We start from the raw sequence: 16,610 nt of genomic DNA on the forward strand, positions 1-16,610 counted from the left end.
TCAGCCGATCAAGCCGCGCAGCCCGCTGGCCCGCTGCGTGCGGCGCAGAATCGCGTCGAACAGCACGGCCTGCGTGGGCGAGACGAGGGTAAAGAAGTCGCGCGCGCGCGTGATGCCCGTGTAGACCAGTTCGCGCGCCAGCATGGCGCCGCCTTCCTGCGGCAGCACCAGCACCGTGTGGCGAAATTCCGAGCCCTGCGATTTGTGCACGGTCATGGCGAACGCCGTTTCCACATGACGCAAACGCGTGGCCAGCACACTGCGCACGTTCTCGCCTTCCAGGAAGTACACGCGCAGGGAGCCGGGCCGCGCAGGGTCGCGCAAAGTCAGGCCGATGTCGCCATTGAACACGCCCGTGCCATAGTCGTTGCGCGTGACCATCACGGGACGGCCCACATACCATTCGCTGCGGCGTATCAAGCCTTCCTTTTCCAGCCGCAGCTCAATGGCCGTGTTCAGGCCGGCCACGCCCCACTCGCCCTCGCGCACGGCGCACAGGATGCGGAACGCTTCAAACGCGTGCAGCACGGCGCGCACCCAGTCGTCATGCTGCGCGTACGCGGCCTCGCCGGCATTCACCAGTTGCAGATACGGCTGATACCCGCCCGGCGCGTCAAGCCGTCCGCGCAAGGCCAGGCGCAGCACGTCTTCCTGCTGCGCCGGCACCGTCCACGCCAGCTGGCCACCGCTGTCACCAGCGAAGCAGGCCCTGGCCAGATCGGGCCTGCCGCCATTCACGGCCAGCGCCAGTTCGCCGATCGGGCCGCTGAAACGGTGGCTGTGACGCAGCATCACCGTCTGCTGCGCCAGCGCACCGGCCGCCCCCGCAAAGGCGGCCGGAATGGCCACGCCGCTGGCCGCCTGCGCATACGCGATGGTGGCGTCCGTATAGCCGCCCGCCTGCGCGTCGTGGCACAAGTCACCGAGCACGGCGCCCGCTTCCACGGACGCCAGTTGATCCTTGTCGCCCAGCAATATCAATATCGCCGTGGACGGCAAGGCGTCAAGCACGGACGCCATCATTTCCAGGTGCACCATCGACGCTTCATCGACGATCAGCACGTCGACGTCGAGCGGATTGCCCGCGTGGTGAGCAAAGGCGCGCGTATCGGGCCGCGCGCCCAGCAAGCTATGCAGGGTGCGGGCCGCGCCCATGCGCCGCGCCAGTTCCAGCAGGGGCAAGGCTACCCCGACCTTTTTCGCCAGGCCGCTCAAGGCCTTGTCGATCGACTGTTTTAAGCGCGCGGCCGCCTTGCCCGTGGGCGCGGCCAGCGCGATGCGCAGCTGCTCCGGCTGCGGCGAGACGGCAAACAGCAAGGTCAGCAAACTGGCCACCGTGTACGTCTTGCCCGTCCCCGGCCCGCCCGTGATGATGGCCACCTTGCCGCGCAGGGCGACGGCGCACGCCACTTTTTGCCAGTCCGGGCCACCATCCTGCGTGGGCTGGTCGAACAGGATGTCGAGCCATTGCCGCACCTGCGCCAGCGGCGGATTCGTCAAATCCTGTGCGCGCGCGGCGATTTTTTCGCCCACCAGGCTCTCATCGCGCCAGTAGCGGCGCAAATACAGGCGGTCGCCATCGAGCACCAGCGGCTGTTTCACGTCGGGCGCACCCACCTGCCACACCTGCGGCGCGCCGGCCAGCAGCGCGCGCCAGCCAGCGACGCTGTCCGGCAACGGGCCGGAAACGGCCAGCACGCCATGCCACAGCTCCTCGCTCCAACCCAGCAACTGCGACGGTTCGCCAGACAGGTCAGCGAGCATCAGACAACTGTGACCCCGCCCTTCCAGCTCGGACAGCACGACGCAGGCCACGGCCACGGCGGACGCAAGCGGCGCCCCCTCGTCCAGGCTGGCGATGAAGCGGGCAAAGGCGGCGCTCAGGCGGCGCAGATGGCCCGCTTCGGCGACGCCGTCCACATGGGTAAACAGGGCGTCCAGGGCCACGTCATGGTTCATGCTATTTCCACTTCTTCTGACAATAATTGATCGAGGCCATCCAGCAGTTCCAGCTGCGGCGCCAGCCAGTAGCAGCCATGCGTGTCCGCATTCGCGATACCGCGCAGGAACAGGAAGATGGCGCCGCCCAGGTGCTCGGCCGGGTCATACGCGTCACCGATGCGGCTTTTCAGCAGCCGGTGCAGGGCCAGCATGTAGATGGCGCCCTGGATATCGTAGCGGTGCTGCGCCATGCCGGCCGCCAGTGCCTGCGTGTGGTAGGCGGCGTCGTTGGCGCCCAGCGCATTCGACTTGTAGTCGAGCACCCAGTAGCGGCCATCTTGTTCGATGACCAGGTCGGCAAAGCCTTTCAGCATGCCGTGCAGCTGGCGCCGCGGCAGCACGGGACGCGGCGCGCCGTCGAGCAGCAAGCGCGTGCACAGCTGATCGAGCGCCCCCGTCGACAAATGCTCGCTGGGGAACCAGAACTCCATCTCGGACAGGGTGCTATTAAGCTGCGACAGCGAGGCATCGAGCAGCGGCAGCGGCGTGATGGCGATCTCGCGCAGCCAGGCGATGGCGTCGTCCTGGCGGTGGCCCCAGCCCGCCCGCTCGCAGCGCGCGGCCAGGCGGGTATTGAAATTGTCGTCGTGGACGCAGTCAAAACCCTCGCCGCCCATCCATTCGAGCTGCTCGTGCAGGAAATTGCCGGGCACGGAACCGCGCGGGAAGCGGTGCCAGGGCGCGTCGCCCATGTGCATCGGCGTGGCCACGGCCACCGCCGTGCCATCTTCCAGCAAGGTTTCTTCCAGCGCCCGCTGCGGCACGTGCGCGGCCGTCACGGCGCCGATCTGGCGCGTCAGCGACGTGAAGCTGCCCACCGACCAGTCGCGTTCGAATTCGCCCGCGAACACGGGGGCGGGACGCAGCTCGGGACGCCGCTCGACGCGGTCCAGCACCGTGCAGGCGTCGGGCTGCGCCAAAGAACCCACGTAGATGGCGTCGCAACTGCCCGCCACCTGCTGCCAGCGCAACAGCAGCTGGTCGAACGGCAGCTTGTCGCCGCCCGTCAGCAGGTAGCCGAGCGCCGATTCGTGCAAGGTGTTATCGCCCGCCTTGCGCGCCGCCTGGGCGGCCACGCCCAGCCACAGGAAGTGGCGCGCGCGCGTCAGCGCCACGTACAGCAGGCGCAAGTCTTCCTCGATACGTGCTTCTTCGACGGCCGCCATGGCTTCGTCGGACAAGGACAAGTCGAGGCGGCGTTCGCCATCCTCGCCCGCGTACTCGAAGAAGCTGCGGTTGCGTTTGTCCACCTTGCGCGCCGTGACGGAAAACGGCAGATACACGAGCGGATATTCGAGTCCCTTGGATTTGTGCACCGTGATGACTTTCACCAGCTCCGCATCGCTTTCCAGGCGCAGCACGCGTTCGCCGCCGCCCTCGCCTTCGCCGGCGATCTGCTCGGCCAGCCAGCGTATCAGCGCCTGCTCGCCATCAAGCTGGCGGCTGGCCGATTGCAGCAGTTCGGCCAGGTGCAGCAGATTCGTCAAGCGCCGCTCGCCGCCCGTCTGCTGCAGCAGCATGGCCGGCAACTGCAGTTCGTGGATGAAGCGGCGCAGCATGGCCAGCACGCCCTGGCGCTGCCAGATCAAATGCAAGGCCTTCAGTTGCTCGACCCGGCGCTCCCATTCCAGTTCATCGCTCGACAGGCGCGCCAGTTCGCCCAGCGACAGGCCAATGGTGCGCGTGGCAAAGGCGGCGCGCGCCAGCCCCCCGTCGAGCGGGTTGGCCAGCGCCGCCAGCCAGCGCAGCACGTCTTGCGCTTCCTCGCTGTCGACGACGGAATCCTTGTCGGACAGGTAGACGCTGGCGACCCGGCGGCGCGCCAGCGCGCGGCGGATGGCTGCCGCCTCCTTGCGGTCGCGCACGAGGATGGCGACATCGGCCGGCTGCAGGCGCGTAAAACCGTCCGGGCCAGTAAAACCAGCTTGCGCATCGCCCAGCATGGCGACGATATGTTCGGCGCAGTGCTGCGCGAAATACTCGCGGTAGCTGTCGCCGCGCAGCCCTTCATCGCTGGCGCAGGCGGCCATCAGGGCAGGCAGCGGGCCGCTGGCGTTCACCAGGTGCTCGGCGCGGCCCTTGGCGTCGACGGCCTCGAACGGCAGCGGATTCTCGCCGTTTTTGCGGTAGCGGAAGGCGCCAGCCGGCACCTCCTCGCGCTCGGCGTGCAGGAACAGCTGGTTGACGGCCGCCACCAGCGGCGCCGTGGAACGGTAATTGGTACCCAGCTGGTAATGGCGTCCCGTTGTCGCGCGGCGCGCCGCCAGGTAGCTCTGGATGTCGGCGCCGCGAAAGCCGTAGATCGACTGTTTCGGGTCGCCGATCAGGAACAGGCCCAGGGCCGGATCGTTGTCGGCGATGCGGTACAGCAGGTTGAAAATCCGGTACTGGGCCGGCGCCGTATCCTGGAATTCATCGACCATGGCCAGCGGATACTGGTCGATGATGCGCTGGCGCAGGGCCGCGCCATTTTCGCCAGCCAGCGCGTCGTGCAATCGCTGCAGCATGTCGGCAAAGCCGAACTGGCGCGACTGGCGCTTCAACTGGTCCATGCGCCGCGCGATGGCCGCCGCCGCATGCAGGTGCAGCTTGTGCGCCAGCGGCGTGATACCCGCCAGGGCGATCCCCAACGCCTCCGTATGCTCGAAGCATTCGGGCACCTGCGCCGTGAAACTCTTGGCAAACGCATCCTCGATGCCGAACGGCGTCAATCGCTCCCACGCCTTGGCCGTGATGGCCGGCAGCAGCAACAGCGGATCCTGCGCCCACTTGCGCAAGCCGTCGAACCACTTCGCCAGGTTCTCCGGCTTCATCTTGACGCCGTTAAAACACTTGGGATTGGCGGCACGGTGGTCGTTGATCCACACGGCCATCCGGTCGACGCGCTCGACCCAACCCGCCTTCAGGGTGGCCAGCTGCGCGGCCAGCGCCCGCTGTTCGCGCGCGATCAGCATGGATAACGGTTCTTCGTCCGCCATGCCCATGATGTCGGCGCGGCGCGCCAGCTCGCGCGCGCCTTTCTTCAGCGCCCCCACGTCGGGCCAGCAGGCCAGCAGCACGTCGAGCGCCTGCGGCGGCAAGGGATAGACTTGCTGGCGCCAGTAATCGTGGGCGGCATCCTCGAACAGGGCTTGCTCGTCGCTGACCAGTTCTTCGTCGAACAGGCTGCCGCTGTCGAACGCATGCTCGCGCAGCATGCGCTGGCACCACGCGTCGATGGTGAAAATGGCCGCTTCATCCATCGTCTCGGCAGCGAGCATCAGCCGGTGCGCGGCCTTTTGCCGCTCGCTCTCATCCGGATAGGACTCGAGCAAGGCGTCGAGAAACGGGTCGCTGCCGCCAGACTCGTGGCGGAAATATGCGGCCGCCTCGATCAGGCGCTCGCGCACGCGGTTCGACAATTCGCGCGTGGCGGCGCGGGTAAACGTCATCACCAAAATATCGGCCGGCAGCAGGGGACGGGTAAAAGCAGTGCCTTCGCCGCCGTGGCCCACGCCGTGACCAAGTACTAGCCGCACGTACAGCGCGGCGATGGTCCAGGTTTTACCGGTGCCGGCGGACGCTTCGATCAGGCGCGAGCCGTGCAGCGGGAACGCCAGGGGGTTGAGCAGATGGCTCGTCATTGTTCTTCTCCCGCGCCATCATCGGGCGCGCTGATCGGGTCTATCGTAATGTGCTGCTGCAGCCAGTCGGCCAGCGGGCCATACAGCTCGCGCGTGCAGTCTTCCCAGGCTTCCTCCGCGGCCAGCGCGGAAAACTCGGGCCACAGGCGCGCCAGACACAGTTCGTCGCGCTCGCCCGACAGCTCAAAACCGCCATCGTAGACAGCGCGCGGGTCGCCTTGCTGCACCAGCGCCAGGCCAGTCTTGCAGGCCGTCGGCAGCGGATGGTTCATGCCTTCGCGCCACAGCGCCAGCAAGGTGGCCAGCGCCTCGCGCGAACTGGCCGGATCGAGCGGCGCCATGCTGACGATGGCGTCGCGCGCCACCAGGTAGCCGGTGACGGGAAAGCCGAGGGCGGCGGCGGCCAGCTGGCGCAGCCACATCAGCATCAGCTTGTCGCCGCGCGCCAGGCCGCCCTTGTCCGTCACCTTCGAGGAAATCTGCATCAGCCAGGCCGTTTCCTGCCCGTTGCTGCACAATTTGTCGAGCCAGTCGTCGATCTGCAGCTCGCCAAACGGCAGATTGATGGCGCGCTTGTCGGCCGCGTACGGGAACGAGGCGCGCAAGGACAACCACGCGCTGCGCACGGGCACCAGCGCCTCGACCAGCTGCGCCTGCACCTGCCGGCCGATCAGGCCGATGGGCAGCACGCCTTCGCGCGCCAGCTTTTCCGCGCGCGCTTGCAGGCTGGCGCGCACGTCATCCAAGGCTTCCACGGCACCGCCGTCGTCCAGCATGGTGTCTTCCAGCAGATAGCGTTCGAGCGCATTCAGGCCGAACGGCTCTTCATCCTCGCCCAGCATGGCCGCGTCGGCGAAATACACGCTCAGGCGGCAGCGGAAAAAGTATTTGACGGGCTGGCGCAAAAAGCTGGCCAGCTCGCCCAGTTTCAAGCGCGTGCCGGGATCGAGTTCGTAGGGGCCCAGCGGCAGTACGGCGGCCTGCGCATCCACATCTGCATCGGCATGCGCCACGCGCCATTCGCGCGCATAGGTCAGCAAACCGTCGGCTTCGAAATAGCGGCGGCTGAACGGCTGCAACGCATGCTCGGTCGTCAGGCTTGCCATATGCCGGTCCAGCGACCAGCCGGCGGCCAGGTAATCGCGCAGCTGCGACACGAGGACGGACGGCGGCTGCTCGGAATTGTCGCGCACATTGCGCCCCACCCAGCTCACGTACAGCTTGTCGCGCGCGGCCAGCAAGGCTTCGAGCATCAGGTAGCGGTCATCGTCGCGGCGCGAGCGGTCGCCCGGGCGCGCCATGCCGGGCAATGCCAGCAAGTCGAAATCGGCCTTTTGCGCGCGGCGCGGGAAGTCGCCATCGTTCATGCCCAGCAGGCACACGACGCGGAATGGCACGGCGCGCATCGGCATCAGGGTGCAGAAGGTCACGCCGCCGGAGACGAATTGATGGTTCAGGGTCGGCTCGTCGAGCGCGCCCAGCCACGCCACGCGCAGCACGGACAGCGGCACCTGCTCGACAAAGCCCGCGTGTTCGCAGGTTTCCAGCCAGCCCTGCAAAGCGCCTTCCAGCTGCGCCAGGGTCAGGCGATCGCCTTCGTCATCGGCGTCAAAGAAGGCGGCCAGCAGCGCGCGCGCCTGCACGCCCCATTCGGCTGGCGTGCGCGCGCCGGCCAGCACACCGCGCCAGTGCAGCAGCGCCTCGACCAGCTGCGCCAGCGAACCCGCCAGCGCCGCATCGAGGCCGCCCACTTCCGCATACGGCTCGATGCCGCCAAAGCTGGCGCCACTGCCGCTGGCATAGCCGAGCAACATGCGCCGCACGCCGAATATCCACGCATTCTGCTCGCCGGCCGCACCCAGTCCCAGGCCGGCGCGGTGTTGCTGGTCCAGGCCCCAGCGCACGCCCGCCCCTTCGATCCAGGCGCCCAGGGTGGCCAGGTCGTCCGGCTGCAGGCCAAAGCGGGCCGCCAGGGCCGGCACGTCGAGCAGGTCGCGCACTTCGCTCTGGCGGCAGCGCTGCTGCGGCAGCTGCAGCAGCCACTCGAGCGCGACGAGCAGCGGATTGACGCTGCGGTCCTTCACGTCGCCAATCTCGAACGGGATGAAACGCTCGTCGTTGCGCCGGTACTGGCCGAAGACGGCGTGGATGGCGGCCGTGAAGGTGTCGATGTCGGGCACCATCACCACTACGTCGCGCGGGCGCAGGCCCGTCTCGGCGCTGTGCGCGAACATGGCCAGCAGCTGGTCGTGCAGCACTTCCACTTCGCGCTGCACGCTGTGCGCCACGTGAAATTCAATCGAGCGGTCGCCTGCCTCGGGCGGTGTCTGCTCGTGTTCGGCCAGCGGGCGCAGTTCGCGGATGGCCACCTGCACCTGCTGCAGCAGGGTCTCGCCCGTTTCCTCGCCAAACAGGTCGATGCGCAGGCTGTCGTCGCGCCCTTCGGCTTGCGCGTGTTCGTCAAATTCGTCAAGCATGCGGATAAAGTCGCGCCCTTGCCTGCCCCAGCTGGCCAGCAGCGGGTGGCTGTGCGCATGCAGTTCTTCCAGCGGAATCCCGGCCAGGTCGGTGCCGTTGCGCTGCCGCTGGCGTTTGTTTTGCGCGCGCAGCAAGTCGCGCCCGTCGATGATGTCGCCCCAGTAGAACTGGCACGGATTCGGCACGGCCAGCACCACCTGCGTGTGGCGCGCCAGCGCGGCCAGCGCCTGCAAGGTCTGGTACGGCAAGGCTGACACGCCGAACAGCACGACCCGGCGCGGCAGCTTGCCGGCAGGCGCATCGCCGGCGGCGATCGCCGCCAGGAAGGCGTCGTGGATGTCGGCGCGGCCCGTGTCGCGCTCGAAGGCCTCGACGTCGGCCGCCACGGCGCGCCACAACTGCGCCTGCCAGCGCTGGTCCTCCTTCAACGGGATAGCTTCGCCGCGCGCCGTGCGCAACTGGTCACGCCCTGCAGCCCAGTCGGCCAGCCAGTCGGCGCGGTAGACCTGGTACTGGTCGAACAGGTCGGCCAGGCGCTCGGCCAGCTGCAGCCGGCGTTCGCTATCGCCATCGGCAAGGAAGTAGCGCAGCGGCTCAAACACCGGGTCGGCCAGCAGCGACGGCAACAGACGCATCAAGCGCCACGTCAGCGGGGATTTGTCGAACGGCGACACGCGCGGAACGCGCTCGCGCCCCAGCATGCCGCGGTAGCTTTCCCACAGCAGGCGCGCCGGCAGGGCGATGCGCGTGGCGGCGCACACACCCATCTCCTCGGCCAGGGCGATCTTCAGCCATTCGGCCACGCCGTTCGACTGCACCAGGAAGATATCCGTTTCCAGGGGTGCCAGCGGATGCTGGCGCAGCCACTGGAAGACGGCGGCGCGCAGCTGTTCCAGCTGGTTGCCATGCAGGATAAGGAGGCCGGGCGTGACGGGAGTATGCATGCTGATCCGATGGGTTGCCGCGCCTGCGGCCGGGTGGCCGCAAGCGTCAAACGCATATTATCGCCGCTGCCTGCGTCAGGGAGTGTCGCTGGCGGCAAATTCCAGGGAAATTTGTTCCGCCACCTGCGCCAGCGCCGGCCTCAGGGCCGTCAGCAGGGCGCGCGCCTGCTGCAGGTCGCCGCCCACGCGCAAGCCTTCGATCGACGTGCACAGGCCGGCAAAGGCATGCGCGCCCACGGCCAGCGCCGACGATTTGCTGCGGTGGCCCAGGTCGGCCAGGCGTCCCAGGTCTTCCAGCGCCATGGCCTGCTCCATTTCGGCGATGCCGTCGCGCGCCGTGTCGAGAAACAGCTGGGTGTACTTGCGCATCTTCGCGGCGTCATTGCTGAACGTGAGCGCCAGGGTGCCCAGGTCGAGGATGGCCGTATCGCGCGATTCCGGCGCGGCGTCCGCTGGCGGCGCTGTCGGCGCCACCGCCAGCCTGTCGCTTGCGCGCATGCGGCCGATGTTGCCGATGCCGCCGCGCAGCCGGAACCATTTCGCCAGCAGGCGAAACAGCAGATTCGGGGCGATCGGCTTGGTCAGGAATTCATCCATGCCCGCCGCCAGGCAGCGGGCGCGGTCTTCGCTGCCCGCATTGGCCGTCATGGCGATCACCAGCAGGCCGGCAAGCTGCGGGTCGGCGCGGATGCGGCGCGTCGCCTCGAAGCCGTCCATCTCCGGCATCTGCACGTCCATCAGCACGCAGTCGTAGCGCCGGTGCGCCAGCAATTCCAGCGCTTCGCGGCCATTGCAGGCGACGCAGACTGTGGCGCCGGCGTCTTCCAGCAATTCGCAGCCCACCTGCTGGCTGAAGACGTTGTCCTCCACCAGCAGAATGGACGCGCCGCGTATCACGTCCAGTACTTCCGGCTCGACTTCGGCGATACGCTCGTCAGCCGCCTGCGCGCTTTTCTCCAGGCGCGCCGTGAACCAGAAGGTGCTGCCCAGGCCCGGCTGGCTGTACACGCCCACCTTGCCGCCCATGAGCTCGACCAGCTGCTTGCTGATCACCAGTCCCAGGCCACTGCCGCCATATTTGCGCGTGGTCGACGGGTCGGCCTGGTGGAAGGAGCGGAACAGCTGCGCCACCTCTTCCTGGTTCATGCCGATGCCCCGGTCCTGCACCTCGAAGCGCAGCATGGCGTGGCTGCCCCGCTCCTCGGACTGGCGCACGCGCACGAAGATGCTGCCATTGTCGGAAAACTTGATGGCGTTGCTGGTCAGGTTCAGCAAGACCTGTTCCAGGCGCAGCGGGTCGCCACGCCAGCGCTGCGACAGCTCCGGCGCGATATCGAACTGCAGCGCCAGGCCCTTGACGGCGGCCGCGTCGCCCAGCTGGCTGGCGATGTTCGCCAGCAGGGTGTCAAGACGGAAGTCCAGCACTTCCAGTTCCAGCTTGCCCGCCTCGATCTTGGAAAAGTCGAGGATGTCGTTGATCAGGCCCAGCAAATGCTGGCCCGAATGGAAGATTTTTTGCAGGTAGTCGCGCTGGCGCGCGTCGGCCACCGATTTCAGCGCCAGGTGCGCCATGCCGATGATGCTGTTCATCGGCGTGCGGATTTCATGGCTCATGTTCGACAGGAAGTCGCTCTTGGCCTGGCTGGCCGCGTCGGCCTGCTCCTTCAGGCGGTGCAGTTCCGTCACGTCGGTGGACAGGCCGATCAGGCCCGTGACGGGACCGGGCAAGCCGAGCGGCACCTTCACGCTCCACAGATGGTGCACCTGGCCCTGTGCATCGACGAAGCGCTCCTCGCCGACGAACTTGGTGCCGCTGTCGAACACCTGGCGCTCCGTGCGCTGCGCGGACGCGGCCGCATCGCCGAGCATCAATTCGCCATCCTGGCGGCCGATCAGCTGCTCCGCCGGACGGCCCAGTATCTTCGCCGTGCGCGCATTCACATAGCGGTAGCGCAGGTCGGCATCCTTCATGTAGACGTAGGCGTCGACGCTGTCGAGCACCGTATCGAGCAGGGTGCGCTGCGCCACCGCGTTGCGGCGCGACCGGTACAGGGTAAAGATATAGCCGTAAATGAGCAGGGTGCCAGCCACGCCGACGGCCAGCGCCAGCCAGGGAAAATAGCGGTCGAAGGGACTGTACAGCTCCGCCTTGCGCACGCGGAAATGGGCTTTCCACAGGCCGCCCTGGTACGCCACGGGCAGCACCTGGTCGAAATAGCCGGCATCGCTGCCCGGTTGCGGCGGCGCCGCCGCCAGATCGCCGTCATCGTTGAACAGCAGGCGGTCCTGCGGCGTGATGCGCAGGACGCCTTGGGCCGGCAGAGGTTCGCCCGCGCTGTACAGGGTCAGGTGCAGCGGTTCCAGGGCGCTGCGTTCGAGCGCGCTGTGCACCAGCTGCGCCACGCCGAAGCCGATGCCGACGGAACCCTGGTAGGCGGCGCGGCGCTCGGCCACGCTGCCCTGCGGCATGCCGTTGCGGTACACGGGCAGGCGCATGCCCAGGCCCACGTGCGCGGGCGGCCCCTTGATCATGATCACCTGGCCCGACGCGCTGACCTCGCCGCTGTCGCGCGCCTGCGCCAGCGATTGCGCCACCAGCGGGTTGGCGCCGATGTCGACGCCCATGCGTTCGGCCAGCAGGGAATCGGGTTCCAGGTAAGTGAGCACCGTGTGTTCCGGCCGCTCGCCGGGTGGGCGGATGGTGAAGGCAGGATAGCCGCGCGGCGACAGGCTGGTGTCTTTGCGCACGGCCTCGATGAAGGCGGCGCGCTGCGCCGATGGCACGGCCGCCGCATAGTTAACCGATTCGATGGCGGGGAACTGGCGCGCGATATCGAGGCCGGCCACGTAATCGTGGAACTGGCGCCGCGTCAGGTGCTCGCTGGTGCGGAACAGGGCTTCGAGGCCGCGCAGCAGGTCGGAATAGCTTTTTACACGCGTGATCAGGCTATGCTGGGCGCTATGCGTGAGATTGTCGAAACGCTGTTCGGCGTCGTCATTGACCGTGCGCGCCGCGCCCGCGTACAGGGCGCCGCCCACCGCCAGGGCCAGCAACAGGCCACCCGCCCAGATCCTGATGCCTGATCCCGCCCCGCCCTTGCTCAAAGTGTGCATTGTCGATCGCTTATTCCGGTTTCCTCGAATGGGCTGCGCTCCGGCCGCCCAGCAAGTACGAGGATACTATCAAAGCTCCTGCCCGACGCGCTTGCGCAAGAAAAAAAGCGCGCACGATGGTTGCACTGGAAAACACCGGGTGCTTAAGCTTCCCGCAGCGCCCCGACCAGCAAGGCGCCGGCGCCATGCTCATCCCAGGCATCGGCGCAGCGCACCACCTCGCCCACGACGATGATGCTGGGACTGCCCAGGCCGCTGGCTTGCAAGTCATCGGGCAAAGCGTGCAAAGTGCTGAGCAACTGGCGCTGCGCCGGCAGGCTGGCCGATTGCACCACTGCCACGGGCGTGCCGGGCGCCATGCCGCCAGCCAGCAAGCCGGCCTGGATGGCCGCCACCCGGGCCACGCCCATGTAGATGACCAGGGTCAGGCCGCTGTGCGCCAGGGCCGCCCAGTTCGGCTCGGACGCGGCATCCTTGCCGTGACCCGTGACGAAGATGGCGCCCTGGCTCCAGCCGCGGTGCGTCAGCGGCACGCCGATGGCCGTTGGCGCGGCCAGGCCGCTGCTGATGCCGGGGATCACGTCGACGGCCACGCCGTGGCTGCGCAGGTAGGCGCGCTCTTCGCCGCCGCGCCCGAACAGATACGGGTCGCCCCCTTTCAGGCGCACCACGTGCAGGCCGGCGCGCGCTTCGGCCAGCATCAGGCGTTCGATGAACGCTTGCGGCGTGGACGCGCAGCCGCCCCGCTTGCCCACCTCGACCACGCGCACGCCTTGTGCCGCATGCGCGAGGATGGCCGGGTTGACGAGGTCGTCAATCAGCACGACGTCGGCTCGCGCGATGGCCTTCACTGCCTTGATCGTCAGCAGGTCCGGGTCGCCGGGCCCGGCGCCGACCAAGGTCACGCTTCCTTGTTGCGCCATGATGAACTCTCCCATTAAAAAAAGTGACCGATGGCAAACGATGCCGCGTACGCTTCCGGCGCGCTGCCGTCCCACACGACGCCGTCGCACAGAGTCGAGCTGCGCATGGGCGCCTTGGGTAGGGGCGTGGCCGTCATTTCCGCCGCCTGGCGGTACAGGTCGATGCGGTTGACTTGCCTTGCCACCGCCAGATAATCGGGTTCGTCGCGCAGCAAGCCCCAGCGCCGGTGCTGGGTCATGAACCACATGCCGTCGGACAAATACGGGAAATTCACGGCGCCATCGCCGTAAAACCGCAAACCGTGCGCCTCGTCCCAGGTTTTGCCCAGGCCATCCTGGTAATGGCCGAGGATGCGCGGCGCCAGGGTTTCCTGCGGCGTATGCAGATAAGCGGGCTCGGCCAGGGTGGCCGCCATGGCCAGGCGGTTGGTGTCGCTGGCGTCGATCCAGCGCCCCGCCTCGAGCACGGCGGCGATCAGGGCGCGGCAGCTGTTCGGATGCTGCTGCGCAAACGCGGCGCTGGTGCCCAGCACCTTGCCCGGATGGTCGGGCCAGATGGCGCCGCTGGTGGTGGCCGTCACGCCCACGCCATCGACGATGGCCTTGTAGCCCCACGGTTCGCCGGCGCAAAAGCCATCCATCTGGCCTGCGCGCAAGGCGGCCACCATCTGCGACGGCGGCACCGTCATCACGCGCGCGTCGCGCAGCGGATCGATACCGTGCGCGGCCAGCCAGTATTGCAGCAGCATCGCGTGGTTGCCAGTTGGGAAAGTATGCGCAAACGCAAATGGCCGCGCCGCGGCGCGCATGTGCTGCGCCAGCGAGGCGCCATCGTGGGCGCCCTCGCGCGCCAGCGCCGCCGACAGGGTGACGGCCTGGCCGCTGTGATTGAGGTTCATCAGCACGGCCATGTCGTGCTGTTGCCCGCCGATGCCCATCTGCACGCCATACACGAGACCGTACAACACGTGAGCAGCGTCGAGTTCGCCGCTGTTCAATTTATCGCGCACGCCGGCCCATGACATCTCCCGGCTCAGTTCGATCTTGATGCCGTACTTTTCATCCAGGCCCAGCTTAGCCGCCATCACCAGCGAGGCGCAATCGGTCAGCGGCAGATAGCCGATGCGTATCGTCTGTTTTTCCGGATGCAGCGATCGCATCACGTGGGCGCTGCTTGCCACCGGGTTACCCGCTTGCTCTGTCATACTGGATTCCTTTGCCTGACCTTGCTGGCAGCATTGCACCAATACAGTGCACTGCACCACGATATGTCATAAAACCACGTCATAAAATTGGCATACCCGCTCATCCCAGCAAATCTTCCACGTCGAGGATGCGCTGGGCGATGTCCGCCAGCTTGAGTTTCTTGTTCATGGCCATGCTGCGCAAGCGCTGGTAAGCCTGCTCTTCCGTCAAGCCGTGATGCGTCATCAACAGGCCCTTGGCCCGTTCGATCACCTTGCGTTCCTGCAGCTTGTGCCGCGTGTCGAGCAATTCGGCGCGCAATTTTTCTTCCTGGCGAAAGCGCGCCAGCGCCACGTTCAGCACGGGCTGGATGCGCTCGGCCTGCAAGCCGGCCACGATATAGGCGGATACGCCGGCCGCCATGGCCGCGTCGATGCTGGCCGTGGCGCCGTCTTCCGTAAACAGGACGATGGGGCGGCGCTCGTCGCGCGTGGCGATGACGATGTGTTCGAGCACGTCGCGCGCGTCCGAATCGGCGTCGATGATGATGAGGTCAGGCTGCAGTTGCGCGATGCGCTCGGGAAGGTAGAGGTCGGCTGGCAGCGAGGCGACGATGTCGAAACCCGATTCCAGCAAGCCGATGCGCAAGGCATTGCCGCGCTGCACCTGGGCAGCCAGGGTCGCGTTCTCGTGCACGCCGTGCTCGACGATGGTGTTGACGACAACGATGCGCAAAGGCTGGGTACGGCTGGACGTCATGGGAGCGATCTGCAATGGCTAAACACAAGCATTGCAGTAAGCAAGAAGCGAACCAGCCGGGTTTACACGGTGCTTTACTTCAGGGTCGGCATGGCAAACTCGGCGCCAGCAGCCGTCGAGGCGGGCCAGCGTTGGGTCACGGCCTTTTGTTTCGTATAGAAACGCACGGATTCCGGGCCATGCGCATGGTGGTCGCCGAACAGGCTGCGCTTCCAGCCGCCAAAGCTGTGGAAAGCCATCGGCACGGGGATCGGCACGTTGACGCCGACCATGCCGACCTGCACGCGATGCGTGTATTCGCGCGCCGTATTGCCGTCGCGCGTGTAGATGGCCGTGCCGTTGCCATATTCATGCGCATTGACCAGGTCCAGCGCCGTGGCGAAATCGGACACGCGCACGATGCACAGCACGGGGCCGAAGATTTCCTCTTTATAAATCGTCATTTCCGGCGTGACATGGTCGAACAGGCTGCCGCCAAGGAAGAACCCTTGCTCGTGGCCGGGCAAGACGAAACCGCGCCCGTCGGCCACCAGCTTGGCGCCCTCTTCCACACCCTTGGCGATATAGCCGGCGATCTTGTCCTTGTGCACTTGCGTGACAACCGGGCCCATCTCGGCCGACAGATCCATGCCCTGCGTAATCTTGAGTGCTGCGATGCGCGGCACCAAGGCTTCGACCAATTGATCCGCCACATTGCCCACCGCCACGACGACGGATATGGCCATGCAGCGCTCGCCGGCCGAGCCAAACGCCGCGCCCATCAGCGCGTCGACCGTCTGCGGGATGTCCGCGTCGGGCATGACGACCATGTGATTCTTGGCGCCACCCAGGGCCTGCACGCGCTTGCCCTGCGCACAGCCGGTCGCATAGATATATTCGGCAATCGGCGTGGAACCGACGAAACTGACGGCGCGCACGTCCGGGTGGTGCAGCAAGCCGTCCACGGCTTCCTTGTCACCCTGCACCACATTGAAGACGCCATCGGGCAAGCCCGCGTCCGTCAGCAATTGCGCCAGCAGCAGGCTGGCGGACGGATCGCGCTCGGACGGTTTCAAGACAAACGTATTGCCGCAGGCAATCGCCATGGGGAACATCCACATCGGCACCATCACGGGAAAGTTGAAGGGCGTGATGCCGACGCAGACACCGAGCGCCTGACGGATGGACCACGCATCGATGCCGCCGGCCACTTGCTCCGAATACTCCCCCTTCATCATTTGCGGGATGCCGCAGGCAAATTCCACTACTTCGATGCCGCGCGTGACTTCGCCTTTGGCATCCGTGAAGACTTTGCCGTGCTCCGCCGTGATCAGGGCGGCCAGCTGGTCGGCATGCTCTTCCAGCAATTCCTTGAATTTGAACATGACCCTGGCGCGGCGCAGCGGCGAGGTTTGCGACCAGGCGGGAAACGCCGCATGGGCTGCCGCCACGGCCGCGTTCAGTTCGGAAGGCGTGGCCAGCGCCACCTTGGCCGTCACGGCGCCCGTGGCGGGATTGAAGACGTCGCTCGTGCGCTCGGAGCGTGAAGCCATGGGGTTGCCACCAATAAAGTGGCCGATCTGTTGCGTTGTCATTGGGATTCC

8 protein-coding genes are annotated in these 16,610 nt (G+C 66.9%); all 8 read right to left on the minus strand.

Annotated elements, in window-relative coordinates; translation table 11 throughout:
* The gene (recD, locus tag ACPJXG_RS16695; RefSeq protein ID WP_425251727.1) at positions 1–1,959 is read right to left on the minus strand and encodes an exodeoxyribonuclease V subunit alpha; all 1,959 of its coding nucleotides are present in this window, start codon (positions 1,957–1,959) and stop codon (positions 1–3) included.
* Positions 1,956–5,624, minus strand: coding sequence for an exodeoxyribonuclease V subunit beta (gene recB, locus ACPJXG_RS16700; protein WP_425251728.1), 3,669 nt, complete (start codon positions 5,622–5,624; stop codon positions 1,956–1,958). Before recB ends, recD begins: the two co-directional genes overlap by 4 nt.
* Positions 5,621–9,046, minus strand: a complete 3,426-nt coding sequence (gene recC, locus ACPJXG_RS16705; protein WP_425251729.1) for an exodeoxyribonuclease V subunit gamma — start codon at positions 9,044–9,046, stop codon at positions 5,621–5,623. The genes recB and recC overlap by 4 nt, the downstream gene beginning before the upstream one ends.
* Before the next feature lie 75 nt (positions 9,047–9,121).
* Entirely contained in the window at positions 9,122–12,160 is a 3,039-nt protein-coding gene (locus ACPJXG_RS16710; protein WP_425251730.1) for a CHASE domain-containing protein, read from the minus strand.
* A gap of 143 nt (positions 12,161–12,303) precedes the next feature.
* Positions 12,304–13,083, minus strand: coding sequence for a uroporphyrinogen-III C-methyltransferase (gene cobA, locus ACPJXG_RS16715; protein ID WP_425251731.1), 780 nt, complete (start codon positions 13,081–13,083; stop codon positions 12,304–12,306).
* A gap of 14 nt (positions 13,084–13,097) precedes the next feature.
* Positions 13,098–14,288: a CmpA/NrtA family ABC transporter substrate-binding protein gene (locus ACPJXG_RS16720; RefSeq protein ID WP_425251732.1), complete on the minus strand. Its 1,191-nt coding sequence runs from the start codon at positions 14,286–14,288 to the stop codon at positions 13,098–13,100.
* A 100-nt stretch (positions 14,289–14,388) separates the two neighbouring features.
* Entirely contained in the window at positions 14,389–15,027 is a 639-nt protein-coding gene (locus tag ACPJXG_RS16725; RefSeq protein WP_425251733.1) for an ANTAR domain-containing response regulator, read from the minus strand.
* Between the two features lie 74 nt (positions 15,028–15,101).
* Positions 15,102–16,601, minus strand: a complete 1,500-nt coding sequence (locus ACPJXG_RS16730) for a CoA-acylating methylmalonate-semialdehyde dehydrogenase (protein WP_425251734.1) — start codon at positions 16,599–16,601, stop codon at positions 15,102–15,104.
* Positions 16,602–16,610 lie beyond the last annotated feature (9 nt).

This window comes from Janthinobacterium sp. NFX145 (genome assembly GCF_049810325.1).
GTDB classification, from domain to species: domain Bacteria; phylum Pseudomonadota; class Gammaproteobacteria; order Burkholderiales; family Burkholderiaceae_D; genus Janthinobacterium; species Janthinobacterium rivuli.